Annotated in this window: 27 protein-coding genes, 1 tRNA gene and 1 other RNA gene; 20 read left to right on the forward strand and 9 right to left on the reverse strand. The window is 64.5% G+C overall.

The genetic code is table 11. The annotated features are described in order from the left end of the window. The first annotated feature begins 103 nt into the window (after positions 1-103). Entirely contained in the window at positions 104-463 is a 360-nt protein-coding gene (locus AACH32_RS13835; protein ID WP_338600605.1) for a cupin domain-containing protein, read from the forward strand. Between the two features lie 118 nt (positions 464-581). On the opposite strand, the gene ldhH is transcribed toward AACH32_RS13835, so the two are convergent. Together ldhH and AACH32_RS13845 are read right to left on the reverse strand one after the other, a co-directional pair. Then, complete coding sequence (gene ldhH, locus AACH32_RS13840) at positions 582-2,726, reverse strand: L-lactate dehydrogenase (quinone) large subunit LdhH (protein WP_338600608.1); 2,145 nt, start codon at positions 2,724-2,726, stop codon at positions 582-584. Continuing rightward, complete coding sequence (locus AACH32_RS13845) at positions 2,723-3,277, reverse strand: LutC/YkgG family protein (RefSeq protein WP_338600611.1); 555 nt, start codon at positions 3,275-3,277, stop codon at positions 2,723-2,725. Before AACH32_RS13845 ends, ldhH begins: the two co-directional genes overlap by 4 nt. Positions 3,278-3,416: 139 nt before the next feature. Between AACH32_RS13845 and AACH32_RS13850 the strand changes: the two genes are divergently transcribed. Both AACH32_RS13850 and AACH32_RS13855 read left to right on the forward strand, forming a co-directional pair. Continuing rightward, entirely contained in the window at positions 3,417-4,799 is a 1,383-nt protein-coding gene (locus AACH32_RS13850; RefSeq protein ID WP_338600614.1) for an FAD-binding oxidoreductase, read from the forward strand. Between the two features lie 275 nt (positions 4,800-5,074). Next, positions 5,075-6,367, forward strand: coding sequence for a (Fe-S)-binding protein (locus AACH32_RS13855; protein ID WP_338600617.1), 1,293 nt, complete (start codon positions 5,075-5,077; stop codon positions 6,365-6,367). Between the two features lie 77 nt (positions 6,368-6,444). Here AACH32_RS13855 and AACH32_RS13860 read toward each other — a convergent pair whose 3' ends face one another. Further along, on the reverse strand, positions 6,445-7,263 hold the full coding sequence (locus AACH32_RS13860; RefSeq protein ID WP_338600620.1) for a cytidylate kinase family protein: 819 nt from the start codon (positions 7,261-7,263) through the stop codon (positions 6,445-6,447). A 215-nt stretch (positions 7,264-7,478) separates the two neighbouring features. Between AACH32_RS13860 and AACH32_RS13865 the strand changes: the two genes are divergently transcribed. From AACH32_RS13865 to AACH32_RS13910, 10 genes are all read left to right on the forward strand, one after another. After that, positions 7,479-8,018, forward strand: coding sequence for a nitroreductase family protein (locus AACH32_RS13865; RefSeq protein WP_338600623.1), 540 nt, complete (start codon positions 7,479-7,481; stop codon positions 8,016-8,018). Between the two features lie 79 nt (positions 8,019-8,097). Further along, complete coding sequence (locus AACH32_RS13870; RefSeq protein ID WP_338600626.1) at positions 8,098-9,384, forward strand: class II fructose-bisphosphate aldolase; 1,287 nt, start codon at positions 8,098-8,100, stop codon at positions 9,382-9,384. Positions 9,385-9,585: 201 nt separating this feature from the next. Further along, positions 9,586-9,661: transfer RNA gene (locus tag AACH32_RS13875), tRNA-Ile, on the forward strand. Between the two features lie 137 nt (positions 9,662-9,798). Next, positions 9,799-10,941, forward strand: a complete 1,143-nt coding sequence (locus AACH32_RS13880; protein WP_338600629.1) for a Nif3-like dinuclear metal center hexameric protein — start codon at positions 9,799-9,801, stop codon at positions 10,939-10,941. 2 nt (positions 10,942-10,943) lie between these two features. Then, the gene (locus AACH32_RS13885) at positions 10,944-11,672 is read left to right on the forward strand and encodes a zinc ribbon domain-containing protein (RefSeq protein ID WP_338600632.1); all 729 of its coding nucleotides are present in this window, start codon (positions 10,944-10,946) and stop codon (positions 11,670-11,672) included. After that, the gene (locus AACH32_RS13890; RefSeq protein ID WP_338600635.1) at positions 11,669-12,082 is read left to right on the forward strand and encodes a ribonuclease HI family protein; all 414 of its coding nucleotides are present in this window, start codon (positions 11,669-11,671) and stop codon (positions 12,080-12,082) included. The genes AACH32_RS13885 and AACH32_RS13890 overlap by 4 nt, the downstream gene beginning before the upstream one ends. 34 nt (positions 12,083-12,116) lie before the next feature. Further along, an RNA gene (rnpB, locus tag AACH32_RS13895) (RNase P RNA component class A) lies at positions 12,117-12,486 on the forward strand. Positions 12,487-12,510: 24 nt separating this feature from the next. Continuing rightward, a complete protein-coding gene (locus AACH32_RS13900; RefSeq protein ID WP_338600638.1) occupies positions 12,511-12,999 on the forward strand; it encodes a GNAT family N-acetyltransferase in 489 nt (162 codons plus the stop codon). Next, on the forward strand, positions 12,992-13,780 hold the full coding sequence (locus tag AACH32_RS13905; protein WP_338600641.1) for an ATP-grasp domain-containing protein: 789 nt from the start codon (positions 12,992-12,994) through the stop codon (positions 13,778-13,780). Before AACH32_RS13900 ends, AACH32_RS13905 begins: the two co-directional genes overlap by 8 nt. A gap of 3 nt (positions 13,781-13,783) precedes the next feature. Continuing rightward, positions 13,784-14,125: a hypothetical protein gene (locus tag AACH32_RS13910; protein WP_338600644.1), complete on the forward strand. Its 342-nt coding sequence runs from the start codon at positions 13,784-13,786 to the stop codon at positions 14,123-14,125. A 272-nt stretch (positions 14,126-14,397) separates the two neighbouring features. On the opposite strand, the gene AACH32_RS13915 is transcribed toward AACH32_RS13910, so the two are convergent. Continuing rightward, the gene (locus AACH32_RS13915; protein ID WP_338600646.1) at positions 14,398-14,955 is read right to left on the reverse strand and encodes an acyloxyacyl hydrolase; all 558 of its coding nucleotides are present in this window, start codon (positions 14,953-14,955) and stop codon (positions 14,398-14,400) included. 217 nt (positions 14,956-15,172) lie between these two features. Between AACH32_RS13915 and AACH32_RS13920 the strand changes: the two genes are divergently transcribed. Both AACH32_RS13920 and AACH32_RS13925 read left to right on the forward strand, forming a co-directional pair. Further along, entirely contained in the window at positions 15,173-16,396 is a 1,224-nt protein-coding gene (locus tag AACH32_RS13920; protein ID WP_338600648.1) for a glycosyl transferase, read from the forward strand. Positions 16,397-16,415: 19 nt separating this feature from the next. Continuing rightward, positions 16,416-16,784 (forward strand): response regulator, encoded by a 369-nt coding sequence (locus AACH32_RS13925; protein WP_338600651.1) that lies wholly within the window; start codon positions 16,416-16,418, stop codon positions 16,782-16,784. A gap of 71 nt (positions 16,785-16,855) precedes the next feature. Here the strand turns inward: AACH32_RS13925 and AACH32_RS13930 are convergent, their stop codons facing one another. From AACH32_RS13930 to lptF, 3 genes are all read right to left on the reverse strand, one after another. After that, positions 16,856-17,221, reverse strand: coding sequence for a DVU0772 family protein (locus AACH32_RS13930; protein WP_338600653.1), 366 nt, complete (start codon positions 17,219-17,221; stop codon positions 16,856-16,858). A gap of 127 nt (positions 17,222-17,348) precedes the next feature. Then, a complete protein-coding gene (gene lptG, locus AACH32_RS13935; protein ID WP_338600655.1) occupies positions 17,349-18,428 on the reverse strand; it encodes an LPS export ABC transporter permease LptG in 1,080 nt (359 codons plus the stop codon). Continuing rightward, the gene (gene lptF / locus AACH32_RS13940; protein ID WP_338600657.1) at positions 18,429-19,616 is read right to left on the reverse strand and encodes an LPS export ABC transporter permease LptF; all 1,188 of its coding nucleotides are present in this window, start codon (positions 19,614-19,616) and stop codon (positions 18,429-18,431) included. It abuts the gene before it with no gap. Positions 19,617-19,663: 47 nt separating this feature from the next. Between lptF and AACH32_RS13945 the strand changes: the two genes are divergently transcribed. Both AACH32_RS13945 and AACH32_RS13950 read left to right on the forward strand, forming a co-directional pair. Then, on the forward strand, positions 19,664-20,716 hold the full coding sequence (locus tag AACH32_RS13945; protein WP_338600660.1) for a deoxyguanosinetriphosphate triphosphohydrolase: 1,053 nt from the start codon (positions 19,664-19,666) through the stop codon (positions 20,714-20,716). Between the two features lie 39 nt (positions 20,717-20,755). After that, positions 20,756-21,292, forward strand: coding sequence for a hypothetical protein (locus AACH32_RS13950; RefSeq protein WP_338600662.1), 537 nt, complete (start codon positions 20,756-20,758; stop codon positions 21,290-21,292). Positions 21,293-21,310: 18 nt separating this feature from the next. Here AACH32_RS13950 and AACH32_RS13955 read toward each other — a convergent pair whose 3' ends face one another. Continuing rightward, the gene (locus AACH32_RS13955) at positions 21,311-22,165 is read right to left on the reverse strand and encodes an amidohydrolase family protein (RefSeq protein ID WP_338600665.1); all 855 of its coding nucleotides are present in this window, start codon (positions 22,163-22,165) and stop codon (positions 21,311-21,313) included. Between the two features lie 216 nt (positions 22,166-22,381). On the opposite strand from AACH32_RS13955, the gene leuS reads away from it, so the two are divergent. From leuS to holA, 3 genes are read left to right on the forward strand one after another with little or no spacing between them, the layout of a single operon-like run. Further along, positions 22,382-24,865 (forward strand): leucine--tRNA ligase, encoded by a 2,484-nt coding sequence (gene leuS, locus AACH32_RS13960; protein WP_338600668.1) that lies wholly within the window; start codon positions 22,382-22,384, stop codon positions 24,863-24,865. 57 nt (positions 24,866-24,922) lie between these two features. Further along, entirely contained in the window at positions 24,923-25,438 is a 516-nt protein-coding gene (locus AACH32_RS13965; protein WP_338600671.1) for an LptE family protein, read from the forward strand. A 13-nt stretch (positions 25,439-25,451) separates the two neighbouring features. Continuing rightward, positions 25,452-26,465: a DNA polymerase III subunit delta gene (gene holA, locus AACH32_RS13970; RefSeq protein ID WP_338600673.1), complete on the forward strand. Its 1,014-nt coding sequence runs from the start codon at positions 25,452-25,454 to the stop codon at positions 26,463-26,465. 53 nt (positions 26,466-26,518) lie between these two features. Here holA and rpsT read toward each other — a convergent pair whose 3' ends face one another. Continuing rightward, a complete protein-coding gene (rpsT, locus tag AACH32_RS13975) occupies positions 26,519-26,779 on the reverse strand; it encodes a 30S ribosomal protein S20 (protein ID WP_338600676.1) in 261 nt (86 codons plus the stop codon). Between the last annotated feature and the right edge of the window lie 128 nt (positions 26,780-26,907).

Here is a 26,907-nt window from a genome sequence, read left to right on the forward strand (position 1 = left end):
GGTCCGGACCCGCGCGGGGGCGGCGATTTTCAGGGAATGGCTTAAGGCCGGTTTTCGGCGCCGGGGCTGGGTTATAATTTAGGGCAACCTCAAGGGAGCAAGCATGGACAAGCCCGTTTTGCTGAAAAACATCGATTTTGCCCAACCCCTGGACCTGGCCGGCCTGGTGGAATATCAGCCGGGCCAGGTGGTGAGCCGCACCCTGGCCCAGAACAACTTCCTGAGCCTGACCCTGTTCGCCTTTGACGCCGGGGAGGGCATCAGCGCCCACACCGTGCCCGCCGACGCCCTGGTGCAGGTGTTCGACGGCCAGGCCGAGGTGGTCATCGACGGCCAGGTGATGAACGTGGCCGCCGGCCAGGTGGTGGCCATGCCCGCGGGCAAGCCCCACGCCCTCAACGCCCGCCAACGCTTCAAGATGGTGCTTACGGTCGTGCGTCCCCCTCAGACCGTCGGTCTCTAAGGGCCCAGCCAGGCTACGGCAGACAAGGCATTCGGCAAGCGAAAGCCGCAGGCGTAGTAAAGCTACGTCGAGGCTTGAGCGCGCCGATAACGCCGCATGCCGGTGTCTGGCTGGATCCCTACTTTTCCTTCTTGGCCTCGGCCAGGGCCTGGGCCAGATGCCGCACCTTGATGGGCGAGCCCAGTTGGTCCAGGCCGCCCTCCAGTTGCAGCACGCAGCCGGGGCAATCAGTGACCAGGGTGTCAGCCCCGGTGGCCGCCACCTGGCTGAGCTTGCGCTCCAGGATGGCCGCCGAGAGCTCGGGGAAGTCCAGCGAATAGGACCCGCCGAAACCGCAGCACACCTCCTCGTCGTCATAGGGCCGGTACTCATAACCCGCCTGGGCAAGCAACTCCTTGGAGGCGTCGTGCACCCCCAGACCCCGGCAGAGGTGGCAGGGGGCGTGGTAGGCGAAGGAACGGTCCTGCTCCTGCCCCTGCGCCGAGCCCGTCTCCTTTTGCAGGAAGCTGGCCAGGTCGCTGACCTTGTCCGCCAGGTGCTGGGCCCGTTTGGCCCAGTCCGGGTCGTCGGCCAAAAGCTGGGGATAGTTCTTCAGGTGGGAGGCGCAGGAGGCGCACAGGGTTAGCACGTAGTCGTGGTGCTCGGCGTCCAGGGCGGCCAGGTTTTGCCGGGCCACCTCCCGGGCGGTCTCCTCCTCGCTGGCCATGGCCGCGGGCAGGCCGCAGCAGGTCTGGTCCCGGGCGTAATCCACCTGAACGTTCTCGCCCTGGAGCAACCCCAGGAAGGCCTCGGCCTGCTCGGGATACACGAAGTCGATGAGGCAGCCGCCGAACAGGGCCACCTTGAGCCTTGGCGCGGCCGGGCGGGGGGCCAGGCGCTCCCAGCGGTCGCGCAGGGGCTCGGCCGTTACCACCGGCAGGCTGCGGAATTCCTGGCCCGGCGCGAAGAACAGGGGCAGGTGGCGGATGAGCCTCTCGCCCCCGGCCAGGGGCTTTTGGGCCAGATAGGCCTGGCGCAGCAGGAAGTGGAACAAGGGCCGGTTGTTCAGCACCCGGCGCAGGAGCTGGTTCTTGAGAGGGCGGCCCTCCTCGGCCATGACCAGCCCGGCGGTCTTTTTGATCAGCCCCGGCAGGTCGATGCCCGCCGGGCAGTTCACCTTGCAGGCTTGGCAGTTGAGGCAGTTCTTCACCAGCTCTCCGCCCGCCTCCAGGCCGTGGTAGAAGTAGGTGAGGATCAGGCCGATGGCCCCGATGTACACGTGGCCGTAGTGGTGGCCGCCCACCTTGCCGTAGATGGGGCACACGTTGGCGCAGGAGCCGCAGCGCAGACAGCGCAGGGCCTGGCTGAACACCGGGTCTTGGGACAGGGCCAGGCGGCCGTTGTCCAGAAACACGATGTGCAGCTCCTTGGTTCCGCCGTTGGCCGCGCACTCCACCGCCCCGGTGACCCAGGTGACGTAGGTGCTGATGGGCTGGCCGGTCACGGAGCGGGGCAACACCTGCAAAATTTTGAGCGGGGTGTTCAGGTCCGGCACCAGCTTTTCCAGGCCCACCAAAGCCACGTGCACCCGAGGCAGGGTGGTGACCAGACGGGCGTTGCCCTCGTTGGTCACCGTGGCGATGGAGCCGGTGGAGGCTAGGGCGAAGTTGGCCCCGCTGATGCCCATGTCCGCTTCCAGCATGGCCTGGCGCAGCCGCTTGCGGGCCACCTCCACCAGGGCGGCGATGTCCTCGGGGTCCTGCTTTTCGCCGGTGACCTGGGTGAACAGCTCGGCCACCTGGCTGCGCGACAGGTGGATAGCCGGGGCCACCATGTGGCTGGGCTTCTCGTGGCGCAGTTGGATGATCCACTCCCCCAAATCGGTCTCGGTAACCTGCAGGCCCTGGGCCTCCAGGTAGGGGTTCAGGAATATCTCCTCGCTGGTCATGGACTTGGACTTGACCACCTTTTTGACCCCGGCCCGGGCCGCGATGCCCGCGATGATCTCCCGGGCCTGGGCCGCGTCGCGGGCCAGGTGCACCGTGGCCCCGGCCGCCTCGGCCTTGGCCTTGAACTGCTCAAACAGCTCGGGCAGGTGGCCGATGGCCGCGTCCTTGGCCTCCCCCACCCCCTCGGCCAGGGCCGGGAAGTCCAAACCCGCGAAACCGGCCGCCCGGGCCCCCCGGTAGTGGGTCTGGAAGCGGGCCAGGGTCTGGCCCAGGAAGCGGTTGTCCAGGGCGCCCTTAAGGCTCTGGTGATAGCGGCGGCGGGAGGCGCGGCTCATGATTGGTCCTCCAGCAGCAATATGTGCAGACGGCGGGGGCCGTGGGCCCCCAGGGTGAGCACCAGCTCGATGTCGGCGGTGCGGCTGGGCCCGGTGATGAAGGCCAGGTAGCCCGGAGCCTGAGACAGGGTCTGGTTCAGCTCCCCTTCCAGGGCGAACAGGTCCGTGCGCAGGTTGGCGGCGGGCAGCACGGCCACGTGGGTCTCGGCCAACATGGTGGCCAGGCGCAGCTGCTCCGAGGCCGAGTCCACCACGATGGTGCCGCTCTCGGCCACCCCCCACTGGGCCCGGGTGAGCCCGGTGTGGAAATCCCCCACCCGCTCCCTAAGGCCCTGGGTGATCAGCTCCAGGCCCTCGGCGGCGCAGGCGGCGCGGATCGCGGCCGTCTCGCCCTCGTCCCAGCCCGGCGCGGCCAGGCACTTGCCGCCCTGCTCTTTAGTCAGGCGGGCGGCCCGGGCAAAGGCCTCCTCCAGGCCGGCCACCGGGGTGACCACCGCCGCCACCGCTTGGGCCTGGCGGACGAATTCAGCTCGCAGTTCGTCTTGCTTCAAGGTCTTCTCCCATTTCGGACACCCCAATATTAGCAGATCATAGGCCGGTTAGAACCCGTTCGCCTACTTGCCGTTTCCAAAATGTGCTTGAACGCTTATAGTATTGGGGTTCCTGCCATGAACCACGCCGGGAGGGATGATGAGCACCGCCGCCCTGCACCAGGAGTTCGCGCGCATCGCGGGCCCGGAGAACGTCTTTAAGGACGCCTCGGACCTACTCACCTATTCCTACGACGCGGCCCTGTTGCCCAGCCAGCCGCCCGGCCTGGCGGTGCGGCCCACCACCCTGGAGGCCCTGGGACAGGTGGTGCGCCTGTGCAACCAGGAGGGCCTGCCCCTCACCGTGCGCGGCGCCGGCACCAACCTGAGCGGCGGGACCATCCCGGCCCGGGAAGGGGTGGTGGTGGTCACCACCGCCCTGAACCGCATCGTGGAGATAAACCAAGAGGACCTCTACGCGGTGGTGGAGCCGGGGGTGATCAACGCCCGGTTGTTCGCGGAGGCCCAAAAGCTGGGGCTGTTCTACCCCCCGGACCCCGGCAGCCAGGCGGTGTCCACCCTGGGGGGCAACGTGGCCGAAAACTCCGGCGGGCTCCGGGGGCTCAAGTACGGGGTGACCCGCGACTACGTCATGGGTCTGAGCTTTTTCGACACCGAGGGCCAGTTGGTGAAGACCGGCTCGCGCACCGTGAAATGCGCCACCGGCTACAACCTGGCCGGGCTGATGGTGGGCTCCGAGGGCACCCTGGGGGTGTTCGGCCAGATCATCCTCAGGCTGATCCCCCCGCCGGCGGCCAGCCGGGCCCTGCTGGCGGTGTTCGACCGGGTGCAGGCGGCCAGCGAGACCGTGGCCGCCATCATCGCCGCGCGCATCACCCCCGCCACCCTGGAGTTCTTGGACAACTTCACCATTCGCACGGTGGAGGAATTTTCCGGGGCCGGTCTGCCCACCGAGGCGGCGGCCCTGCTGTTGATCGAGGTGGACGGCCACCCGGCCCAGGTGGCCGAGGAGGCCCAGAAGGTCCAGGAGATCTGCCGGGCCCAAGGAGCCACCCTGGTGCGCCCGGCGGCCGACGCGGCGGAAAAGGAGCGCATCTGGACCGCCAGGCGGGCGGCCATCCCCGCCCTGGCCCGGCTCAAGCCCTCGGTGGTGCTGGAAGACGCCACGGTGCCCCGCAGCAAGGTGCCCGAGCTGGTGCGCTTCATCAACGATTTGGCCAAGCGCTACGAGCTGACCATCGGCACCTTCGGCCACGCGGGCGACGGCAACCTGCACCCCACCATCGTCTTTGACCAGCGCGACGCCGAGCAGGAGAAGCGGGTGCGCCAGGCGGTGGAGGAGCTGTTCGACCGGGCCCTGGCCCTGGGCGGCACCCTGTCCGGAGAGCACGGCCTGGGGCTGACCAAGACCCGCTTTTTGGTCAAGGAGGTGGGCAAGGCCACCATCGCCTGGTCCCGGCGGCTCAAGCGGGCCATGGACCCCAAGGGCATCCTGAACCCCGGCAAGATCGTGGGGGCCTAGCCCGGATACTCCATGAAGGCTGTGCGGCAATACGCAGCTGTGCGGCAATACGCAAAAGATTTAATCCATGAGGTCCCAATGAAAAGTATTTCCATACTCACCGCGCAGGGATTACACCAAACCTCGGCACAGCCGGCCAGCGGCGGACAAGGCGCCTGGCAAAGGAGGGCCGCAGGCGTAGCCAAAGCTGCGTCGAGGCCCGAGTGCAGCCAGCAACGCCGTATGCCGGTGGCCGGCGCAGCCGGACGCGCCGCCTCCATGGAGTATCTGGGCTAATGGGTAGCGTCACCCAGCTGGCCCGGCTCTTGGCCGAGCTGGACGAGCAGCTCATCACCTGCATGCGCTGCGGCTTTTGCCAGAGCGTGTGCCCCCTGTACGGCGAGACCGGCCGCGAGGCGGACGTGGCCCGGGGCAAGCTGGCCCTCTTGGACGGCCTGGCCCACGAGATGCTCCAAGACCCCCACGGGGTGCGCGAGCGCCTGGAGCGCTGCCTGTTGTGCGGCTCCTGCGCGGCCAACTGCCCCAGCGGGGTAAAGGTGCTGGATATCTTCCTCAAGGCCCGGGCCATCCTGAGCGGCTATCTGGGCCTGCCCCCGGCCAAGCAGCTCTTGTTCCGCCAGGTGCTGGCCCGCCCGGCCCTGTTCAACCGGCTCATGTCCCTGGCCCCCCGCTTCGAGAACCTGCTCACCAGGCCGGTGGACAGCCTGCTGGACACCTCTTGCGCCCGCTTCACCTCCCCCCTGGGTCAGCGCCACCTAAAACGCCTGGCCCGGGTGCCCCTGCACCGCCTGGAGCCGCCGCGCTCCACCCCGGCCGGGGCCTCGGGACTCCGGGTGGCCTTTTTCGCGGGCTGCCTCATCGACAAGCTCTATCCGGCGGCGGGGCGCGCCGCCCTAAAGGCCCTGGAGCACCACGGGGTGGGGGTGGAGATGCCCGCCGAGGAGGCCTGCTGCGGCATACCCGCCCTGTCGGCCGGGGACATGCCCACCTTCAACAAGCTTCTGGGCCACAACCTGGCCCGCCTGGACCCAGGGCGCTTCGACTATTTGGTGACCGCCTGCGCCACCTGCGCGGGCACCATCCACCAGCTCTGGCCCCTGATGTGCGCCTCCCTAAGCCCCGCCGCCCAGGAGCGGGCCCGTGCCCTGGCCGCCAAGACCAGGGACGTGAGCCAGTTCCTGGTGGAGACGGACCTGGTACAGGGCCAAGCCCCCGCGCCCGATCCCCAGGCCCAGCCGCTGACCTATCACGATCCCTGCCACCTCAAGAAATCCCTGGGGGTGTTTCGGGAGCCACGCCGCCTGCTGGCCGCCAACCCGGCCTGGCGCCTGGTGGAGATGACCGAGAGCGACTGGTGCTGCGGCCTGGGCGGCAGCTTCAGCCTGGAGCACTACGACCTGTCCCAGCGGATCGGCAAGCACAAGCTGGAGCACATCGCGGCCAGCGGTGCGGCCACGGTGGCCACCGGCTGCCCGGCCTGCATGTTGCAGATCAGCGACCAGCTGTCCCAGGCGGGCCGCCGGGTGGCGGTGAAGCACTATCTGGAGATCTACGCCGATACCCTCTAGAAACGGCACGACGCGAAAAGGGACGGCCCAACGGGCCGTCCCTTGCATTTGTGCGGCACAGCGCCCTAGGCGCGGCGCTAGAAGGTAAGGTCGGTGTGGCGCAGCTGGTTGTCCACCTCGGTGACCTCGGGGGTGTTCTTGGCGATCTCCTCGGCCTTCTTCACCGCCTCCCGGTCCAGAACCGCCCCGGTGAGCACCAGGCGTCCCTTGCCATGGGTTTCCACTTCCACGTCGCGGGCGGGGAAGGTGGGCACCTTCTTCTTGATCAGCGCCTCGACCCGCTTGGCCAGGGCCAAGTCGGAGTACTTGTTCTTTTGCTCGTCGCTGACGGGCCCCAATTCCTTGGCCGCCAGACAGACCACGTCAGCCAGCAACTCCTGGGGCAGATCCGTGGAGTTGAGCACCATGTCGTAGAGGCTCCAGTCGTTGAGGTCCACCTGGAAGATGCTCTCGATCAGCGAACGCCGCTGCCGGTCGAAGTGGCGCACATAGTCCGCGGCCTCCTCCAGGCTCACGTTCTTGCGCTTGGCGATACGCTCCATGCGGAGGCGGAAAGGAGCCACGATGCGCACCTTGAGAACCTTGGGCTGACCGGCCAGGACGATCTGGGAACCCCGGCCGCGCATCACCACGTCGCCCATGGCCGCTTGCTGATATATCAGGGAAGCGAAAAGGCTGGAGCCGGCAGGATCGCGAAAGAAGACGCGCTCGAAAAAGCCGGCGGGCTGCTCGGTTTCAAAAGTGCGGCAAATATCCGCCAATTCCTTGTCGCATTGCATGGCCAACTGATGGATATCGGCCACGCCGATGACCTTGATGCCCAACTGGTCGGCCGCCTGCTGGGATATCTCGTCTCCCAGGGAGCCGACCTTGCGCGAGATTGCCACTATAGCCATTTATCACCTTCCGCTTGATTGTTAGCCGCAGCCCAGACGCAACGCGGGGCCCGCCAAGGGCAACCATCCTCAGTGCTTTTGGTTCATGTTAGCAGAACAACGCTCCCAGGGGAATGATTGGCTCGGCGGCCCTTGGGGCGGGCCGCCGAATGTGCTAACTTCATTTTGGCAGCAAAACGACCGGCTATATACTACCGCTACTTGGAGGATTCTTGATGGAACTGATGCAGGCCATCCGGGAGCGCAGGAGCATCCGCAAATTCGACGATCGTCCGGTGAGCGACGAGGTGGTGGCAAGACTGATGGAAGCGGTGATGTTCTCTCCCTCCTGGGCCAACACCCAGTGCTGGGAGTTGGTGCAGGTGAAAGATCCGGCCCGGCGCGAAGGGTTGCAGCATACCCTGAGCAAGGGCAACCCCGCCACCAAGGCCATCGTCAGCGCTCCCGCCCTGTTCGTGATTTGCGCCCGCCTGGAAGCCTCGGGATATTATAATGGGAAGGTGACCACCAAGTTTGGCGATTGGTTCATGTTCGACCTGGGCATAGCCTGCCAGAGCCTGTGCCTGGCCGCCTTTGACCAGGGCCTTGGCACGGTCGTCGTGGGCCTTTTTGACCACGACGCGGCCGGCAAGGTGATCAATTTGCCTTCGGGCTACGAAGTGGTGGCCATGATACCGGCGGGATACCCGGCCCAGGAGGTAAAAGCCCCCAAGCGGCGGCCTCCCGAGGAGTTTCTGCGGGTGGACGGGTTTTAGGCCGACCCAATTTTTAGACCAATAAATTCAGCCCCCGCCGCCTTGGGGCGGGGAAGTTTTCACGAGAAAGGATAAGGGTATGTCCAGCACCTACGCCCAAGACTTCGCCAAAGCGCTCCAGATAGGACGCCCGCCCAACATCACCCGCCTGTTCCCCAACTCCAAGGCCCTGCTGGTCAGCGGCAAGGTCATCGACCGAGCGCTGTCGGCCAAGGGCAAGGCCATGACCATCGCGGCCAACGGGCGCAACCACTTCGTGATTCAAGGCGCCCTCAAGGCGGCCCAACGGGCCAACGCGGCCATTATCCTGGAGATCGCCAAGAGCGAGGGCGGGCGCGGCGCCTACTGCGCCACCAACTACTGGAACCTGGCCCGCCAGGCCGACCAGGTCATGAACGAGCTGGGCATCACCGTGCCGGTGGCGATTCACGCCGATCACTACGCGGTGAAAAACGCCAAAGACCTGGAGGAGGCCAAGGTCGAGGTGCCCTCCATGTTCGAGGCGGGCATCACCTCCATCGCCATCGACGCATCCCACCAGCCCGACCCGGACAACCTGCTGGCCAGCCTGGCCATCAACCCCTACATCCCCGCCTGGGCCGGCCTGGAGACCGAGGTGGGCGAGATCAAGGGCAGCGAGGGGCTCTCCACCGCCAAGGAGGCCCTGTTCCTCATCCAGGGGCTCAACGCCCACGGCATATCCCCGGATTGGATCGCGCTCAACAACGGCACCGCCCACGGCATCCAGACCTCCGAGCAGGGCATCCAGGTCGAGCTGACCGCCGAGATTCACCAGGCCCTTACTGCCTACAAGGTATCCGGGGCCCAGCACGGCACCAGCGGCAACAACTCCGACCGCCTGCGGCGCATCGCCCAGGAGACCAACACCACCAAGGCCAACGTGGCCACCGCCCTGCAGATGATCTCCTGGGGGGTCGAGGTGGACGAATACGGCAACGCGGCCCTGGACGGCGACGGCAACCTGATCAAGGTTCCCGGCCAGGGCATGTCCGAGGAAATGTGGGCCGAGATGATGGCCTATGCCCAGGAAAAGGGCTGGAAGGGCGGCAACACCAAAAAGCTCAACCTGCCTTTTGAAAACAAGCTGCTGGCCCAGCCCGCCTCGGTGCGCCACCGCATGGTCGATGGCGTGGAGCGCTTTGTCTACGACCTGATCACCAAGGTGTTCAACGCCCAGGACACCGCGCCCCTGGGAGTCGAGGCCATTCTCCAGGCGGGCGGCTTCGACCTGGGCCCCAAGGCCCAGCGCATCGAAGACCCGGCCAAATGGAGCGAGGATTACATCCGCGCCACCGGCGCCACCGTGGGCGGCGACAAGGGGCCCAAGGGCAACTTCGAGGACTAGGCGCCGCGGCGCGCCGCCGGGCTGGGCGGCGACGGCGGTGGGCAACGGCACAATTGGGGATGGGTGCAGGGCGCGACCGGTGCGGGCATCGGTTGCGCCCGAGGCCCCGTCCCATTGGCGACTTTCCTTTTTTAACGCACCAGCCGTCACGCTGTTGACAGGCCTAAGGGCCGAGGCCATAATAACAATTTCTAATGCGCCGGGCCCATAGCTCAGTTGGTAGAGCCTCCGGCTCATAACCGGATAGTCCCTGGTTCGAGGCCAGGTGGGCCCACCATTTTTTTGAGGGAGAGCACCCTATGCGAGCTTGCCTCGCGGCCTGCCCCCCAACCGGGGAAGAGCAAAGCAACCAACGCAGGGTTCTCCACGGGCGCCCCCCAGCAAAGGGGTGCCCTCTTCTTTGGGTGTAGATTGATGTCCGGCAAGCCAGCCACAATCGGCGATTTCATGGAGGCGATGGAGCGGTGGGCTCCCGCCTGGAGCGCCGAGAGCTGGGACAAGGTGGGCCTGCAGGTGGGAGACCCGGCTGCCCCGGCCCCCAAGGTCTGGACCGCCCTGGAGCTGGACGAGCCGCTGTTGGCCGCGGCCCTGGAGGCCAAGGTCGCCCTGCTCTTGCTGCATCACCCGGTATTGTTCCAGCCCCTGGAGCAACTGCGGGTGGACTCCCCGGCGACCGCCCGCCTGATCAAAGCCGCCAGTGAACCCCTGGCCATCTTCGCAGCCCACACCAACCTTGACTCCGCCCCCGGCGGAGTCAATGACGTTTTGGGGGAGCGTTTGGGCCTGAGCGAGCTCACCCCCCTGGTTCCCGCGCAAAACCAAGACATCGCCAAGCTGGTGGTTTTCACCCCGCCCGAGGCCATGGAGGAAATCTCCCGGGCCCTTTTTGACGTGGGGGCCGGAAACATCGGCGACTACCGCGAATGCTCCTTCGCCGCCGTGGGGGTGGGGAGCTTTTGGGCCCCGCCCGACGGCCATCCCTACCTGGGCCGCCCCGGTGAAAAGGAGATGCTGGAGGAGTTGCGCCTGGAAATGGTGGTGCCCGCCGGACGGGTGCCCCAGGCCCTGGACGCGATTCGCCGGACTCACCCCTACGAAGAGCCGGCGGTGGACGTATATCACCTGCGCCAAAGCGCCCCGGGCTTTGGCATGGGCCGGGTGGGAAGCCTGGCCGCGCCCCGGCGAAGCGAGGTTTTCGCCGCGTGGGCGGCGGCCGAGTTGGAAGCGGGCTGGGCTCACCTGGGCGGGCGGGCGCCCGAGGTTATCGAGCGGGTGGCCGTGGTGGGCGGCTCGGGCGGCGACCTGCTGCCCCAGGCGGCCGCGGCCGGGGCCCAGTTGCTGGTCACCGGCGAAGCCCGCCATCACACCGCCGAACAGGCGGCGGACCTGGGCCTGGGCATCCTGTGCCTGGGCCACTACCAAACCGAGGCGGTGATCGTGGAGCCCTGGGCTCGCCGCCTGCGTCGTGAACTGACCGACCAGGGCCTGGTCAGCACCATTGAACCATACACCGGCGGGATCGATCCCTGGAGGCCGGTTGTCCCAGAGGAGGAATAACCTTGTTTGATCAATTGCGTCTGTTGATAAGGCTGCAAGCCGTAGACAAAACCCTGTTCGACCTTGGGCAGGAGAGGGACGTCATACCAGGCCGTTTGGCCGATCTGACCCAAGCCGAGCAGGCCCTGCATGGCCAGTTGGAAGCCCAACAGACTCAGTTGGACCAGGTGCTCAAGCGCAAGGCGGACTTAGAAGAGATCGCCGACAACGTGCGCGCCCGCCTGCGCCGGGCCGAAAACCGCCTCATGGGCTCCAAGAGCGGCAAGGAGTACCAGGCGGCCAACGCCGAGATCGACGACGGCAAGGATTCCCTCAAGGACACCGAAAACCAGCTCCTGGAAGTAATGGAGCAGGTGGAGGCCCTGGAAAAGAAAGTCGCCGGCCTCAAGGAGCGCCATGACCAGTTGGCCGCCGCCTCCCAGGAGGAGCGGACCCAGCTGGAGGAGCGCTACCACAACACCGACACCGAAATCTCGCGCCTGGCCGGCACCCGCGAAGAGTTGGCCACCGAGATAGACAAAGGCCTGATGAAGGACTACGACTTCATCCGCCAGGCCCGCGACGGCGTGGCCCTGGCCGCGGTGAGCGAAGGCACCTGCACCGTGTGCCACATGACCATACCCCCCCAGCAGTTCAACGAGTTGCAGCGCATGGACAAGATCATGTCCTGCCCCTCCTGCCGCCGCCTCATCTACTGGGCCGAGGCCGAGCAGCTAAAAGAGGACCAGTGAGCCCCCAGGGCCTCGCGCTGACCCTGCACAGCGACGGCGGCTCCCGGGGCAACCCCGGCCCCGCCGGAGCCGGGGCGGTGCTCTACGACGACCAGGGCGACGAGGTGGCGGCCCTCAGCCGCTACCTGGGCAGCGCCACCAACAACGAGGCCGAATACCAGGCCCTGCTCATGGGCCTGGCCGAGGCCAAGCGTTTGGGGGCCGGGCGGCTCACCGTGAAGATGGACTCCGAGCTGATCGTGCGCCAGTTGGAGGGTCGCTACCAGGTCAGGGCTCCCGGCCTCAAGCCCATGTACGCCGAGGCCAAGCGCCTGTTGCAGGGCTTCGCTGCGGTGACTATCTTGCACGTACGCCGCGAGTTCAACAAGCGGGCGGACGAGCTGGCCAATCAGGCCATGGATAGGCGCTAGGGCTTCAAATCAGATATAATTCAATAGCCGGGACGGAGTCGGCCGGATGACCGCCGGCCCCCTTGGGGGGCGGGAGGAAAGTCCGGGCACCGCAGGGCAGGGTGCTGGCTAACGGCCAGGGGGGGCGACCCCACGGAAAGTGCCACAGAAAACAAACCGCCCGCGCCTGTTGCGCGCGGGTAAGGGTGAAACGGCGAGGTAAGAGCTCACCGCTGGGGCGGCGACGCCCCAGGCACGGCAAACCCCACCCGGTGCAAGACCAAATAGGGAAGCGTCACGAGGGCGGCCCGCCCCAGCTTCCGGGTAGGTCGCTGGAGACGGCGGGCAACCGCCGTCCTAGATGAATGGTCATCGCCCGGCCGCCAGGCCGGGAACAGAACCCGGCTTACAGGCCGGCTCCGCCCCGGCTCTTCACGGGGAACTAGCGCATGAAGGACAACTACCGAGTCAGGCCGGCTCAGCTCGCGGACGCCGATGGGCTGTGCCGCATCCTGGAGTCCCTGGGCTGGTTTCCCCATCTGGACGGCAGCAGCCAGAGCCGGGCGGGCATCATCCGTCAAATAGCCCTGTGCCTGGCCGACTACGGCCACTGCCTCTTGGTGGCCCAGCAGCCCGGCGCGGGCCTGGTGGGCTACGTGTCCCTGCACCGCAACCCCTCCCTGTTCCTCGCCTCGCCGGAGGTTTACCTGGCCGAGCTGTTCGTGCGCCCGGAGGCCAGAAGGCACGGAGTGGGCACCGCCCTGTTGGAAGAAGCGGAGCACTGGGCCCAGCGGGAGGGCTGCTCACGCATGATGCTGATCAACAACCGCCAGCGCCAATCCTACCTGGATGAGTTTTACGCCAAGCGGGGCTGGCACGAGCGCGAGGACATGGCCAACTTCGTGCTACCCCTGCACCGGCCGGGGGAAAGTGACTAGGCCGCTGGTCATCGGGGCGCGCCTTCGGCGCTATCCCCAATTCACCACCCTGGGGCCCCGCCCCAACCTGGAAGATTATTCCCCCCAAGAGCTGGAGTTGATCCGCCGGGCTCCGGTGGTCTTTTATCCCACCGAGGCCCTGGCCCCCCAGCTGGCCGCCCTGGGCAAGCGCCTGTTCCCTTCCCTGGCCTGCCACCTTCTGGAAGGCGACAAGATAAAACAGACCACCCTGTTCAAGCTGCTGGGCCTGCCCCACCCGCGCACCAGGGTCTTCTACGGCAGCCAGCGCCGGGACATCGCGGGCCACTTCGCTTTTCCCTTTGTGGCCAAGAAGCCCCGCGCCTCCTGCCGGGGCCGGGGGGTGTATCTCATCGAAAACCAGGCCCAGCTCGACGCCTATCTGGCGGACAACAAGGTGGCCTACATCCAGGAGCGCCTGCCCATCCAGCGTGACATCCGGGTGGTGCTCATCGGTTTCGAGCCGGTGTGCGCCTACTGGCGGGTGCCGCCGCCGGGAGAGTGGCGCAGCAACGTGGCCCAGGGAGCCGTGGTGGATTTCGCCGGGGTGCCGCCCCGGGCGGTGGAGTTGGCCGCGCGGCTGGCCCGGGCGGCGGACCTGGACGAGGTGGGGGTGGACCTGGCCATGGTGGACGGCCAAGCCCTTCTGCTAGAATTCAACGTGAAGTACGGCCGCCAAGGGCCCGCGCTGATGGGCTTGGACGTGGTGGATTACGTGGCCCAAGGCATATTGGCGGGCAAGCTGCCGCCTCCGAGGGAGTAGGACATGAGCCGTTGGATGCAGATCAGGGTCCGGGTGGAGCCGGTGTACAAGAAGAGCTTTGCCAAGGACTTCCCCAAGCTCTACCGGGTGGTCACCGGCCTGGACAACAGCCTCATCGACCGGAACCCCACCTTCCTGGACCTGGTGCCCCTGGTGGTGCGCCTGAGCCACGAAAAAACCCTGGAGCCTGGCCTGTCCTCGGCCATTGGCCACTACGGCCCCAAGATCGTTCAGCTGCACCGGCAAATCACCGAGGCCATTGGCGGCTGGAAGCTGGGCGAGGCCGAGAAGCTGCTCTACGAGCTGGAGGACAACTTCGCGGCCTTTGAGAAGGAGCTGGGCTGAAAGAGCCGCCCTACCCCCGGCTACGCCCGCAGCGGAGACGGCTGCCTTGTCGCGGCTCGCAATTTGACCGTCCCCGTGACGATTCGGACAACGACCACGAGGGCCGCGCGATCAGACCGCCCCAAAAGAGGCCCCCCGGCAAACTCTTTTTTCCAAACCTCTTATTGCCCAGCCAACCAAACGCCGGTCATCCAGGGGGCCCTGTAAAACCCACCGAATGACCGGCGTCACTATCGTTGCTTGCTTGAGAGAGCCGCCCAGCGCGGCCATGCTTAGAAGGCCCAGGCCAGGCCCACCAGGAGCTGGTTGCTGCTCACCCCCTGGTTTTGGTTGTCCAGGCCGGCGTTGCTGATATGGCGCCAGCGGTAGCCCACGTCCAGGCTCATGGCCTCGCACAGAGGAAAACGCAGGCCCAGGCCGCCAAAGGACAAGAAGTTGAAACCCAGGCCCAGCTCGCTTATATCCAGGGTGTTGTAAGAGGGGCCGGCGCCGGCTTCCACATAAGGCAGAAACACGTCGTTGCACATGAGGTAGAGACGCAGGGCGGGGACGATGGCCACCTCCACCCCGGTGTCGTAATCAAAAAAAACGCCCACCTGGCCTTCCACGCGAAAATCCAGGCGCAGATCCTTCCTTACCCAAATCGGCATGGCCACGTCGGCGAACATGCCCGCCTCGTAAAGGTCGCCGTCGTCGGTATCCATGGACACGTTGCCAAAGGCGGTCAGGCCCCACTCATTGAAACCCAGGACCCCGGCGGAAGCGGGAACCACGTTTGAACACAGGAGGCAGGACACCAGGAACAGGGGCAGGAACAGGCTCCGAGCCATGTTTTGCCTCCCTAGTACTGCGATAGTTACCACTTTGGTCTTCCCGTTTACCGCAAGCTTCAGGAGAGACTGAAGGTCAATCCGATAATCCTGGGGCAACAACCCAGGTGTCAAGCGCCTGCCGGGCCCGGTTGGTTTGACTTTGCCCCCGGATTAGCGTATTTCTAAATCGTAAATATAATCTTAACCCCGGGATGATGCCAACAAGGAGACCTCGATGCCTGAGGTGCACCTAGAGGAAAACCCCCAGAACATAACTTCAGCCCAGATGGTGGTGGCCATCCCGTCTTACCGGGAAGCCGAACTCATCGCCTACCCCACCAGCCAGGCCGCCCAGGGCCTAAAGCGCTTTTTCGGCGACAAACAAGGCGTAATCATCAACTGCGACAACAACTCCGACGACGGCACCAAGGAGGCCTTCTTTGGCGCCGACACCGAGGACGTGCCCCAGATTTATCTTTCCACCCCCCCGGGGGTAAAAGGCAAGGGCAACAACTTCAACAACCTTTTTCGCAAGGTGGTGGAGTTGGGCGCCGAGGCGGTGGTGGTGGTGGACGCGGACCTCAAGTCCATCACTCCCCAATGGATCAAGCACCTGGGCGAGCCCCTGTTCAACGAGTTCGGTTACGTGGCTCCCCTGTACGTACGCCACAAGTACGACGGCACCATCACCAACTCCATCGCCTATCCCCTGACCCGGGCCCTGTATGGCCGGCGGGTGCGCCAGCCCATAGGCGGCGACTTCGGGTTCAGCGGAGAGCTGGCCCGCATCTACCTGGCCAGCCCCACCTGGACCGAGTCGGTGAGCCACTTCGGCATCGACATCTGGATGACCACCCTGGCCATGAACAACAACATCCCCATCTGCCAGGCCTTCATGGGCCGCCCCAAGATCCACAAGCCCAAGGACCCCGGCTCGGATCTGGGCCCCATGTTCAGCCAGGTGGTGGGAACCATCTTCGATCTCATGGTGCAAAGCGCCGGCTACTGGATGCGGGTGAAATGGTCCAAACCCACCTCCATCTACGGCTTCGGACTGGGCGAGGTGGAGATGCCGCCTCCCGTGAAGGTGAGCCAGGAAAAGCTGGCCGAGAATTTCCGGAGCGGCATGGGCCGCTACCGCGAGACCTGGCAACAAATCCTCACCGAGCCGATCTTCGCCAAGGTGGAGGAGGTGGCCAACCTGCCCGCCGAGCAGTTCGACTTTCCCACCCAAACCTGGGCCAAACTTCTTTTTGACTATGCCGGGGCATATAATAGAAAAGTAATGGACTCCCAGCAGCTGTTGGATTCGCTGATCCCGCTCTATTTCGGAAAGACCCTTTCCTATGTGCGCAAGACCGAGCGGATGAGCGTACAGCAGGCCGAGGATTTCATCGAAAACGAGTGCATGGTTTTCGAGGAAACCAAGCCCTACCTGGTGGACCACTGGGTGGCCTAACCGACCTTAAGGTGGAAGCATGGCCAAGATACTGATCGTCGATGACGAAGAGCATATCCGCTTTCTGTACTCCGAAGAGTTGGCCGACGAGGGCTACGAGGTGGCCACCGCCGACAGCGGCTATCAGCTCTTGGAGCGCATCGAAAAGGAAAAACCCGACTTGGTGGTTTTGGACATCAAGATGGTGGACTACAACGGGCTGGACCTGTTGCAGGACATCCGCAACAAATATTACGACCTCCCCGTGATCCTCTGCACCGCGTACGACACCTTCAAGGAGGACATGAAGTCCATAGCCGCGGACTTCTATGTGATCAAGTCCTTTGACCTCACCGAGTTGAAGAACAAGATCAAGATGGCCCTGGAGACCAAGCTGCCGGAAGAATAGGGTCCAGCGCCTGAAAAGCAAAACCGCCCCCGGCTAGGCCGGTGGGCGGTTTTTGTCCTACAGGCGTTTGCTTAATGTTGGGTGGCGCCCAACTCATCCTTGAGCCAGGACTCGATCTCCGGCGTCAGACCGTACACGCCCTTGTGCCCACCCCAAGTTTCCTGGAAATGATCGCGCAAATCCTCAGGCAGGGCGATTACCGCCAATTCCTCGGCTCCGCCCATGTTGCGGCGGATGAAATGCAGCACCGGTCCGTCTTCCCAAGAGTAAACCACGAAATAGTAAGATTCTTCATCCTGGGAGCGCACCATGCGTATCCCGTGATTCCAACCGTTGCCCCACTCCAAATATAACGACACGGCCTTTTCCGGGGTCATTTCCCAATCGATCTCGTTGATCAATTGCTGGTCCGCGCGTATTTCCTGCAATGTCAGCATGGCTGCCTCCATTTAGTAATAGTTCTTATTTTTATTATAATGCGGAGGCGCGCCGGTGCAAGCGATTTGTGCCCCCACCGGGGGCCTGACCCGCAGGAATCGTCGATAAATTATTAATGGCGGTTGGTTACTGTTTGACGTGGGTGAACATGAACACCCCGAACAGGCCGAAGAACAGGTTGGGCAGCCAGACGGCCAGCACTGGCGGCAACACCCCCGTATATCCGAATATGCTGCGCACGTAGCTGAAGCTCACCCAATACATCAGGGCCACCCCCAGCCCGATGATGATGGCCGAAGGCAAAAAACGGCCCTTTTCCTTGAACATGGCCAACGGGATACCGATCAGGGCCATGATCAGGCACACAAAGGGGAACGACAGCTTGGCCTGCATGTCCACCCTTTGGCGCACGGGGTCAAAGCCCTGCCCTTGCAGCTTGGCCACGTAGCGGGCCAACTCGCCCAGGCTCATCTCAGCGCTGGGCTTGCTCATTTCGGCGAAGTCGGATGGCTTCTCCGGCAGAGTCAGGGGCAGTTGGTCGAATATCTTGACGTCGTAGCCGCCGCCCGGCACCCGCTTCTGGTACAGGCCGTTGAAAAACACCCACTTGCCGTCGATGTAACGGGCCCGCGCGGCGTCGATGCGCTCGCTGAGGTTGAACTCCGGGTCGAAGCGGTAGCAGGTGACTTTGGCCAGGCTCTGGCTGTCGGGCAGGTACAGCCCCACCTGGTAGATGGAGTTCTGCCCCTTGAACCAGAAATGCTCGGTCTGGTACAGCCGGCCCGGCTGCTTTTCCACCCGCACGGTCCAGATGTAGTTGGTGCGGCTCTTGGTGATGGGCAGCACCACCTCGTTGATCAAGGCCACCCCCAGGGCCAGGACCATGGCCAAGAGCAGGATGGGCAGGCTGAAGCGGAAGATGCTGATGCCGGCGGACTTGACGGCCACGATCTCGTTTTTCTTGGCCATGAGGCCCAGGGACAGGATGCTGCCCATGAGGATGGCCATGGGGATCATCAGACCGGTGATCTCCGGCACCTGGAGCAGGAAATAGCTGAACATGGTGGAGGCGGGCACCCCCGCCTCTATGAAGTTGTCCACCTTTTCGATGAAATCGAACAGCGTGAAGATGGCCACGAAGCCGACCACCAAAAAGCCGAACAGCTTGAGGAACTCGCGGGCCACGTATAGGGCTAGAATGCGCACTCAGTCCTCCGTGGCTTCGTCTTGGCCCCGGTGGCGCAAGCGGCGGATAAGCTCCGGCAGACGGTCCAGTTTGTCCAGCAGGGGGATGGGGGCTTCGTGCAGGGCCTGGCGGAACATCAATACGCCCACCAGGGCGAAGACGATGTTGGGCACCCACATGCCCACGACGGGCGGGTAGTAACCGCCCTCGCCAAAGGACCAGGCCGCCGAGAGCAGCAGATAATAGGCCAGGAACACGATCAGGGCCACGGCCACCCCCCAGGAGCGGCCGCTCTTGGAGCCTATGCCCAGGGGCAGGCCGATGAGCGCCATGACCAGACAGGCGAAGGGCAGGCTGAACTTCTTTTGCAGCTCCATATCCAGGAGGTAGTACTCCTTGGAATCGGGGTTCACCTTGCCCATGGCCGCCAACAACTCGGTGACGTACATCTCCTTCTCGTGCTTTTCCTTGCGCTGCTTGGCCACGAAGGCCCCGGCGTTCAAGGTGATGTCATAGGTCTCGAAGGCGGCGGTCTGGGGCGATTTACGCTGCGGGTCCACCGCGTAGATGCCCCCCTCGTACAGGCGCAGGGTCAGCTTGCCCTTTTTGGCCGGGAAAAACTTGCCCCGCTTGGCCACGATGGTGTGCTGCTTTTTCTTGTCGCGCTGGTCCACGATGAACACGTCCTTGAGCACTCCGCCGCCGGGCAGCTTGTCGATGTAGATCACCAGGTTGGGGAAGGTGTCGATAAAGGAGCCTTCCTTGAGGGCCAGCTCGGCCTGGGTGGAGGCCACCTGGTAGATCAGGTTTTCGAAGCGGTTGTTGCCCCAGGGCAGGGCCCACAGGGCCAGCATGCTGGTGACCAGCCAGGAGAACAGGGCCAGGGCGGCCACCGGGGGCAGCAGCTTGGTAAGGCTGATGCCGGCGGCCTTGAGGGCCACCACCTCGTTGTCGGACGACAGGCGCAAAAACCCGATGAGCACCCCCAGCAAGGTGGCCATGGGGATGGTGAACACCAGGAAGTAAGGCATGGTGTACATGAGCAGGCGGCCCACCACGTCCAGGCCCACGCCCCGGCTCACCACCAGGTCGGTGAGCTCCATGATCTTGGCCATGAGCAAGACGAAGGTAAAAACCCCCAAGCTCACGAAGTAGGGCGAGAGCATCTCAAAAAGGATATAGCGGTGGATTATCCTTGCCTTGAACATGCAAGGGAGTCTAAAGGTTGGAGGTGGGTTTGTAAAGGAGAGTGGTCATGAACCTGAGAAAGCAACGCGAGGCCCTGGAAGAGCTGATGCTCAGCCCCCACGCCGCCCGCTCGGCGGCCAGCAAGGGACGCCAGCGCCCCGAACGCGAGGACCCCCTGCGCCCGGCCTTTCAGCACGACCGCGACCGCCTCCTGTATTGCAAGGCCTTTCGCCGCCTCAAGCACAAGACCCAGGTATTTCTGGCCCCCACCGGCGACCACTACCGCACCCGTCTGACCCACACCCTGGAGGTGTCCCAGATCGCCCGCACCATGGCCCGGGCCCTGCGCCTGAACGAAGACCTCACCGAGGCCATCGCCCTGGGCCACGACCTGGGGCACACCCCCTTTGGCCACGCCGGGGAGACGGTGCTGGACAAGCTGTTGCCCGGCGGCTTCAAGCACCACCAGCAATCGCTGCGCGTCGTGGAACTCTTGGAGAAAAACGGCAAGGGCCTCAACCTGACCTTCGAGGTGCGCCAGGGCATCGCCGGGCACTCCAAGGGCAAGGGGCCCTTTTTGCCCAAGCGGGGGGACAAGACCAAGCTGACCCTGGAGGGCCAGTTGGTGCGCGCCGCCGACGTGATGGCCTACATCGCCCACGACACCGAGGACGCCATCCGGGGCGGGGTGCTGAAACGCAGCCAGTTGCCCAAGCCGGTGGTCAAGGTGTTGGGCTCCACCCTGAGCCGCCAGATCAACACCATGGTCAAAGACCTGATCGCCCAGAGCCTGGCCGCCGGAGGCGCGGTGCTGTGCATGCGCCCGGAGGTGGAGGAGGCCATGAAGGGCCTGCGGGGATTTCTCTACGACCGGGTCTACGAGAACATGGAGGTGCACGAGGACTTCATCAAGGCCTCCAAGGTGGTCGAAGAGCTATTCGGCATGCTCTGCAACCCCCAGTACGACAAGACCTACCGGGAGTACCTGGGCGGCCCGCCGCCCGCCAAGCTGGCCGAGCGCCAGCGGGCCGCGGCCGATTACATCGCGGGCATGACCGACCGCTACGCCCTGAACATGTACCAGAGCGTGTTTCTGCCCCATCCCTGGGGGAGGATGTAGGGGAGAGCAATCTGGGAGGCAATAAAAAGAAATAAGGTCATGAACAAAAAAGACGTAAAAGAAGAAAATCATGACAAGCAATACCAAAAGTATCTTTTTTACAAGGTCTATACAATTGATTTTGATACCGCTCTAAGAACGTTAAGAGTTTTAAGTCGGTACAGAAAAAACGACGTTCGGTATTGTTTGCTTCGCGATATAGTTATTACTTACTGCCGCCCTTTCTCTAAGAACAAAGGATCTAACTTCCATAACTCCCTGAGGTCCAAAAAATTCGTTCCCCAGATTTTTCTGCCCTTCCATACTGAATTAATGGCAGTACGTAACCAGCTTTTTGCCCACACAGACCTTACTTACTACAGGCCTCAAGTGGTCAACTGGAGTACGCCAGGGCAAATAAGATTCCCAATGGCGTTCAAAGGATACGACTATGCTAAATTGAACGCGCGGGTGTCAGAAATAAAAAAATTAGTCAACAGTGTGGCTCAAAAACTACAAAATGAGATTGATCAAATGGAAAAAATCTATGCTCAAAACAATTTTAGCAAAGGCGATGGCAAGCTCTATCTGAGCTAACGACTATATTTTCCTCACCTACCCCAACAACTCCAGCGCGGTGCCTGCCGCCACCTGCTCCCGCTCCCAGGTGGTGAGCGGCAAATCCTCGAACCACTCGCGAAAGGCCGCGGCGTCGCGCCAGGGGCTGTCGGTGCCGTAGAGCACCCGGTCCGGGCCCTTGCGGCGGATTATCTCCACCAGGCGGCGGGGCTCCACCAGCCCGTGCAGGTATGAGATGTCGAAGTAGACGTTGTCCAGGCCGTACAACGGGTCCAACTCCTCCCAGCCGTAGAGGCTGCCCCCGTGGGCGGCGATGAGCCTGAGGCCGGGGTGGGCGTGGGCCAGGGCGGCGATCTGGCGGGGCTCGCAGCCGCTGAAGCCGAAGAAGTTGACCACCTGCTCCAGATGGGGCTTGGCCCGCACCAGGCCCTCGAGGTGGATGGTGTCCAGGAGCACCGGCAGGCGCTCGGCGGCCAACAGGTCGAACAACTGGACCGCCTCGAGCTGCTCCAGGTTGATGCGCTGGATAAAGGGGTGTAGTTTCACGCCCTTGAGGCCCAGCTCCAACAAGTCGCCCAACTGGCGCCGGGGCTCGGCCAGGGGGTGCAGGGTGCCGAAGGGGATTATCTGGGGGTGCTCCTGGGCCACCTGGGCCACCCAGCGGTTGAGCTCCCCGACGCGGCCCCTGGAGCCGGTGACCGGCAGGAGCACGCAGCGCTCGGCCCCGGCCCGGGCCATGGCCTCCAGCAGGGCCTCCACCGAGCCCCCGCCGTGCACCCGCCACTTGTGGGGGCTGGCGTCGGGCAAGTCCTCGTCCAACATGGCCAGGCGTTCGCCCAAGACCTCGAGATCCTGGGGCAAAAATGCATGGGTGTGCGCGTCGATGAGCATGTTCCCCCTTTGGGGCCGCCAGCGGGCCCAGGTACGGTTCCAGGCGTCAGCTTGGGTTATGAAACCGCCTCAGTCAAGTGCGGCCTCACCGGCAAGTTGGTTTACAGGTGCCTGACACTGTGGTAAAAACCGCCTAACGTCCTGCGCGTAAGCGGGCGTTTTTACAATGGACGGGCCCCGGCCGTCTATACCTCTAGGCCATGTCAAGGCATCACCATGGAACAACGCTACGACCCCAAAAGCATTGAAAGCCGCTGGCAGCAGCAGTGGGAACAAGACGGCATCTTCGCGGTAAGCGACGACGCCGCCAAGCCCAAGTACTACCTGCTGGAGATGTTCCCCTACCCCAGCGGCCGCATCCACATGGGCCACAGCCGGGTGTACACCATCGGCGACACCCTGGCCCGCGTCCGGCGCATGCAGGGCTTCAACGTCCTGCATCCCATGGGCTGGGACGCCTTCGGCATGCCCGCGGAGAACGCGGCCATCGCCAACAAGTCGCACCCCGCCCGCTGGACCTACGACAACATCGACTACATGCGCTCCCAGCTCAAGAAGCTGGGATACTCCCACGACTGGAGCCGGGAGCTCGCCACCTGCGACCCCAGCTACTACCGCTGGGAACAGCTCATGTTCGTGCGCATGTGGGAAAAGGGCCTGGTGTACCGCAAGAAGTCCCTGGTCAACTGGTGCGACACCTGCCAGACGGTGTTGGCCAACGAGCAGGTGGAGGCGGGCAACTGCTGGCGCTGCGACAACCCGGTGGACCAGCGGGAACTGTTCGGCTACTTCTTCAAGATCACCGACTACGCCGAGGAGCTTTTGGCCAAGCTGGACGAGCTGCCCGGCTGGCCCGAGCCGGTCAAGATCATGCAGCGCAACTGGATCGGCAAGTCCTACGGGGCCGAGATCCATTTCCCCATCGAGGGGCGCGACGAGGTGATCCGGGTGTTCACCACCCGGGCCGACACCCTGTTCGGGGCCACCTTCATGAGCCTGGCCCCCGAGCACCCCATGGCCCTGGAGCTTTCGGCCGGCACCGAGCAGGAGCAGGCGGTCAGGGAATTCATCGCCAAGGTCAAGCGCCAGTCCTTCAGCCAGCGGGCCGACGACAAGAGCAAGGAGGGCGTGTTCACCGGAGCCTGGTGCACCCATCCCCTCACCGGCCGGCGCGTCCCCGTGTACGTGGCCAACTTCGTGCTCATGGAGTACGGCACCGGCGCGGTGATGGCCGTGCCCACCCACGACCAGCGCGACTTCGAGTTCGCCCGGCAGTACGGCCTGGAGCTCGTCGAGGTGATCGCCGGGCCCGAGGGCGCGGTGGGGGTGGACAACATGACCCAGGCCTTCACCGACTACGGCACCCTGGTCAACTCCGAGGCCTTCGACGGCCTGGGCAGCGAAGAAGCCAAGCGGGCCATCGCCGCCGAGTTGGAGAAAAAGGGCCTGGGCCGGGAGACCATCAACTTCCGCCTGCGCGACTGGGGCATCAGCCGCCAGCGCTACTGGGGCGACCCCATCCCGGTGATCCACTGCGCCAAATGCGGCCAGGTGCCGGTGCCCGAGGCCGACCTGCCGGTGACCCTGCCCCTGGAGGCCCAGCTCACCGAGACCGGCGGCAGCCCCCTGCCCGGCCTGGAAGAATGGGTCAACGTGACCTGTCCGGTCTGCGGCGGCCCGGCCCAACGCGAAACCGACACCATGGACACCTTTGTGGAGTCCTCCTGGTATTTCGCCCGCTACGCCTGCCCCCACTACGACCAGGGCCCCCTGGACCCCGGCCCCACCGACTATTGGATGCCGGTGGACCAGTACATCGGGGGCATCGAGCACGCGGTGCTGCACCTGTTGTACTCGCGCTTTTTCACCAAGGTGATGCGCGACCTGGGCCTGGTCAAGGTGGACGAGCCCTTCACCAACCTGCTCACCCAGGGCATGGTCATCAAGGACGGCTCCAAGATGTCCAAGTCCAAGGGCAACGTGGTGGACCCGGACCTGATGGTGCAGCGCTACGGCGCGGACACGGTGCGCCTGTTCATCCTGTTCGCCGCGCCCCCGGAAAAGGAACTGGAATGGTCCGACCGGGGGGTGGAGGGAGCCAGCCGCTTCCTGGGCCGCTTGTGGCGCCTGGGCCTGGCCGTGGCCGAGCAGGCCGCCGGGGTGGAGCCCTTTGCGGGCGGCGAGCTGTCCGAGGGCCTCAAGGCCCTGCACACCAAGACCCACGAGACCATCAAGAAGGTCAGCGAGGACACCGGCGACAAGTACCAGTTCAACACCGCCATCGCGGCCATCATGGAGTTGGTCAACCAGATCAGCCTGGCCGAGCAGGACGAGTCCCTGGCCGGCGAGCCCCTGCGGGCGGCGGTGCTGCGCGAGGCGGTGGAGGCGGCGGTGGTGCTCATCAGCCCCATGGCCCCCCACATCGCCGACGAGCTGTGGCAACGCCTGGGCCACTCGGGCTACCTCATCGACCAGGCCTGGCCCGCCTGGGACGAGGCAGCCCTGGTGCGCGAGGAGAAGCTGGTGGTGGTTCAGGTGCAGGGCAAGGTGCGCTCCAAGCTGACCCTGTCCGCCGACGCGGCCGACGCCGAGCTGGAGTCCGCGGCCCTGGCCGATGAAAAAGTGCAGAAATTCATCGACGGCAGGCCGGTTAAAAAGGTAATAGTAGTCCAGGGCAAGCTGGTGAATATCGTTATCTAGCCCTGGCTCGTCCGGGGCGCCGGTTTTGACGGCGGGAGCATATAGGGAGTAGCGGTGGTGAAGAGACTTTCGATTGCAGGCATTTTGATGTTGGCGGTCTTGGTGGCGGCCTGCGGATACCAATTCCGCGGCAAGCAGAACAACCTGCCCAGCGACGTCAAAAGCATCGCCATACCGGTCTTCAAGAACGACACCAACGAGGTGCGCATAGAGCAGATCTTCACCGACGCGGTCATCATGCAGTTCAACCGCAGCCAGATGGTGCGGGTGGTCTCTAAAAGCGACGCCGACGCCGTGCTCAGCGGCACGGTGACCCGCGTGCTGGTCGACGATGTGGCCCTCACCGCCAACGACACCAGCCGCCAGCGGCGCATCACGGTGTGGGTCTCGGCCAAGCTGACCCGCACCCGCGACGGCAAGGTGCTGTGGCAGAACAAGAGCCTTTGGCAAAACGACACCTACGCCGTAAGCGCCAGCCCCACGGTCACCGAGACCAACAAACGACTGGCCATTACGGCTCTGGCCAAGGTGATGGCCCAAACCCTGCACGACAGCGTCTTCGAGAACTTCTAGCCGGGGGGCGGCGATGGCCTCCGGCAGCCGTCAGAGGGACCCTGCGGCCCTTCCCTGGCCCGAAGTGGCCCGGGGCGAACCGGGGGCCCTCTATGGCCTTTTCAGCGACGAGGATTTTCTGCTCATCCAAGGGGTGGAGCAGTTCACCGCCTCGCCCGCCTTCAGCGACAACCCCTCGCTCAACGTGGAGCGCTTCCTGGCTTCGGAGACCAAGCCCGCCCGGGTCTTGGACAGCGCCCAGACCCTGCCCTTTTTGGGCAGCCGGCGCCTGGTGGTGCTTAGCGAGGCCCATCTGTACAAGGCCGAACAGGCGGCGGAGTTTCTGCCCTATCTGGCCGACCCCTGCCCCAGCACCACCTTGGTGATCACCGGAACCAAGCTGGACGCGCGCACCAAGTTCGCCAAGGCCTTGAACCAGGCGGGCAAGGTGCACCAGTTCCCCAAGATGTACGCCCGCCAACTGGTGCCCTGGCTGCAGGGCCGGGCCGCGGTGCGCGACAAAAGCCTGGACAACCAGGCCGCCGCCTATCTGGCCGAATTGGCCGGGCTGGGCCTGGGTGCGCTGGACTCGGAGTTGGAAAAGCTGTCGCTGTACGTGGGGCGGGAGCGGCGCATCACCCTGGACACGGTGCGCCAGGTCATGGGCAATTCGCGCCTGTACTCCATTTTCGATTTCACCGACGCGGTGGCCGCCGGTGGCCTGACCCGGGCCTTGTCCAGCTATGCCCAGCTGGACTCCCTGGGCGAGCCGGCGGTGCGGGTATTGGCCATGCTCACCCGCCTGTACCGCCAGCTCCTGGAGACTCGGCGGGTTCTGGACCAGGGCGGCGGACCCCAGGAGGTGCAGCGCGCCCTGCGCACCCCTCCCCAGGCCACGGGCACCCTGGTGGAGCGGGCCAAGCGCGAGACCCCGGCCGGCCTGAGCCGGGCCTTGAAGGCGGTTCTCACCGCTGACGTGGCCCTCAAGTCCTCCCCAGGGGCGGACCGGGTCATCATGGAGCGTCTTATTATGGACTTATGCGCCTGAGCCGGCCCAAGCCGGCCCGGGCGCCAAGAAAAGCGGACTGCGGCGCCGGATCGCTACAGGGCGGAAACCTGGCGGGACAGGCGCGAAATCTTGCGGGCGGCGTTTTTCTTGTGGTAAACGCCCTTGCCGGCGGCCCGGTCGATGACCGGCACGGCCTGCTGCAAGGCGCTCTGGGCCGCTTCGGCGTCACCGGCGTCTATGGCCTGGCGCACCTGTTTGACCACGTTGCGAACCCGGGTGCGATAAGCCCGGTTGCGCGCGCTGCGCTTTTCAATCTGGCGGGCCCTTTTAAGGGCAGAAGCATGGTTGGCCAACTCAGTATCCTCCGGATAAGTTTAGGCTCCGGGCGGTTAAGGGGCCCGTCGCCCCTGACAGACCCAAACTTTTAACGGGAGCCGGGGTCCCTGTCAAGGGGTTTTGATGTCATCAGCCAGTGAACAAC

This window comes from Desulfoferula mesophila, from assembly GCF_037076455.1.
GTDB classification, from domain to species: domain Bacteria; phylum Desulfobacterota; class Desulfarculia; order Desulfarculales; family Desulfarculaceae; genus Desulfoferula; species Desulfoferula mesophila.

Bases quoted from the DNA above. Each gene is read 5' to 3' on its own strand.
- AACH32_RS13835 (WP_338600605.1), top strand. From the start codon at position 104: ATGGACAAGCCCGTTTTGCTGAAAAACATCGATTTTGCCCAACCCCTG.
- ldhH (WP_338600608.1), bottom strand. From the start codon at position 2,726: ATGAGCCGCGCCTCCCGCCGCCGCTATCACCAGAGCCTTAAGGGCGCC.
- AACH32_RS13850 (WP_338600614.1), top strand. From the start codon at position 3,417: ATGAGCACCGCCGCCCTGCACCAGGAGTTCGCGCGCATCGCGGGCCCG.
- AACH32_RS13855 (WP_338600617.1), top strand. From the start codon at position 5,075: ATGGGTAGCGTCACCCAGCTGGCCCGGCTCTTGGCCGAGCTGGACGAG.
- AACH32_RS13860 (WP_338600620.1), bottom strand. From the start codon at position 7,263: ATGGCTATAGTGGCAATCTCGCGCAAGGTCGGCTCCCTGGGAGACGAG.
- AACH32_RS13865 (WP_338600623.1), top strand. From the start codon at position 7,479: ATGGAACTGATGCAGGCCATCCGGGAGCGCAGGAGCATCCGCAAATTC.
- AACH32_RS13870 (WP_338600626.1), top strand. From the start codon at position 8,098: ATGTCCAGCACCTACGCCCAAGACTTCGCCAAAGCGCTCCAGATAGGA.
- AACH32_RS13880 (WP_338600629.1), top strand. From the start codon at position 9,799: ATGTCCGGCAAGCCAGCCACAATCGGCGATTTCATGGAGGCGATGGAG.
- AACH32_RS13900 (WP_338600638.1), top strand. From the start codon at position 12,511: ATGAAGGACAACTACCGAGTCAGGCCGGCTCAGCTCGCGGACGCCGAT.
- AACH32_RS13910 (WP_338600644.1), top strand. From the start codon at position 13,784: ATGAGCCGTTGGATGCAGATCAGGGTCCGGGTGGAGCCGGTGTACAAG.
- AACH32_RS13915 (WP_338600646.1), bottom strand. From the start codon at position 14,955: ATGGCTCGGAGCCTGTTCCTGCCCCTGTTCCTGGTGTCCTGCCTCCTG.
- AACH32_RS13920 (WP_338600648.1), top strand. From the start codon at position 15,173: ATGCCTGAGGTGCACCTAGAGGAAAACCCCCAGAACATAACTTCAGCC.
- AACH32_RS13925 (WP_338600651.1), top strand. From the start codon at position 16,416: ATGGCCAAGATACTGATCGTCGATGACGAAGAGCATATCCGCTTTCTG.
- AACH32_RS13930 (WP_338600653.1), bottom strand. From the start codon at position 17,221: ATGCTGACATTGCAGGAAATACGCGCGGACCAGCAATTGATCAACGAG.
- lptF (WP_338600657.1), bottom strand. From the start codon at position 19,616: ATGTTCAAGGCAAGGATAATCCACCGCTATATCCTTTTTGAGATGCTC.
- AACH32_RS13945 (WP_338600660.1), top strand. From the start codon at position 19,664: ATGAACCTGAGAAAGCAACGCGAGGCCCTGGAAGAGCTGATGCTCAGC.
- AACH32_RS13950 (WP_338600662.1), top strand. From the start codon at position 20,756: ATGAACAAAAAAGACGTAAAAGAAGAAAATCATGACAAGCAATACCAA.
- AACH32_RS13955 (WP_338600665.1), bottom strand. From the start codon at position 22,165: ATGCTCATCGACGCGCACACCCATGCATTTTTGCCCCAGGATCTCGAG.
- leuS (WP_338600668.1), top strand. From the start codon at position 22,382: ATGGAACAACGCTACGACCCCAAAAGCATTGAAAGCCGCTGGCAGCAG.
- holA (WP_338600673.1), top strand. From the start codon at position 25,452: ATGGCCTCCGGCAGCCGTCAGAGGGACCCTGCGGCCCTTCCCTGGCCC.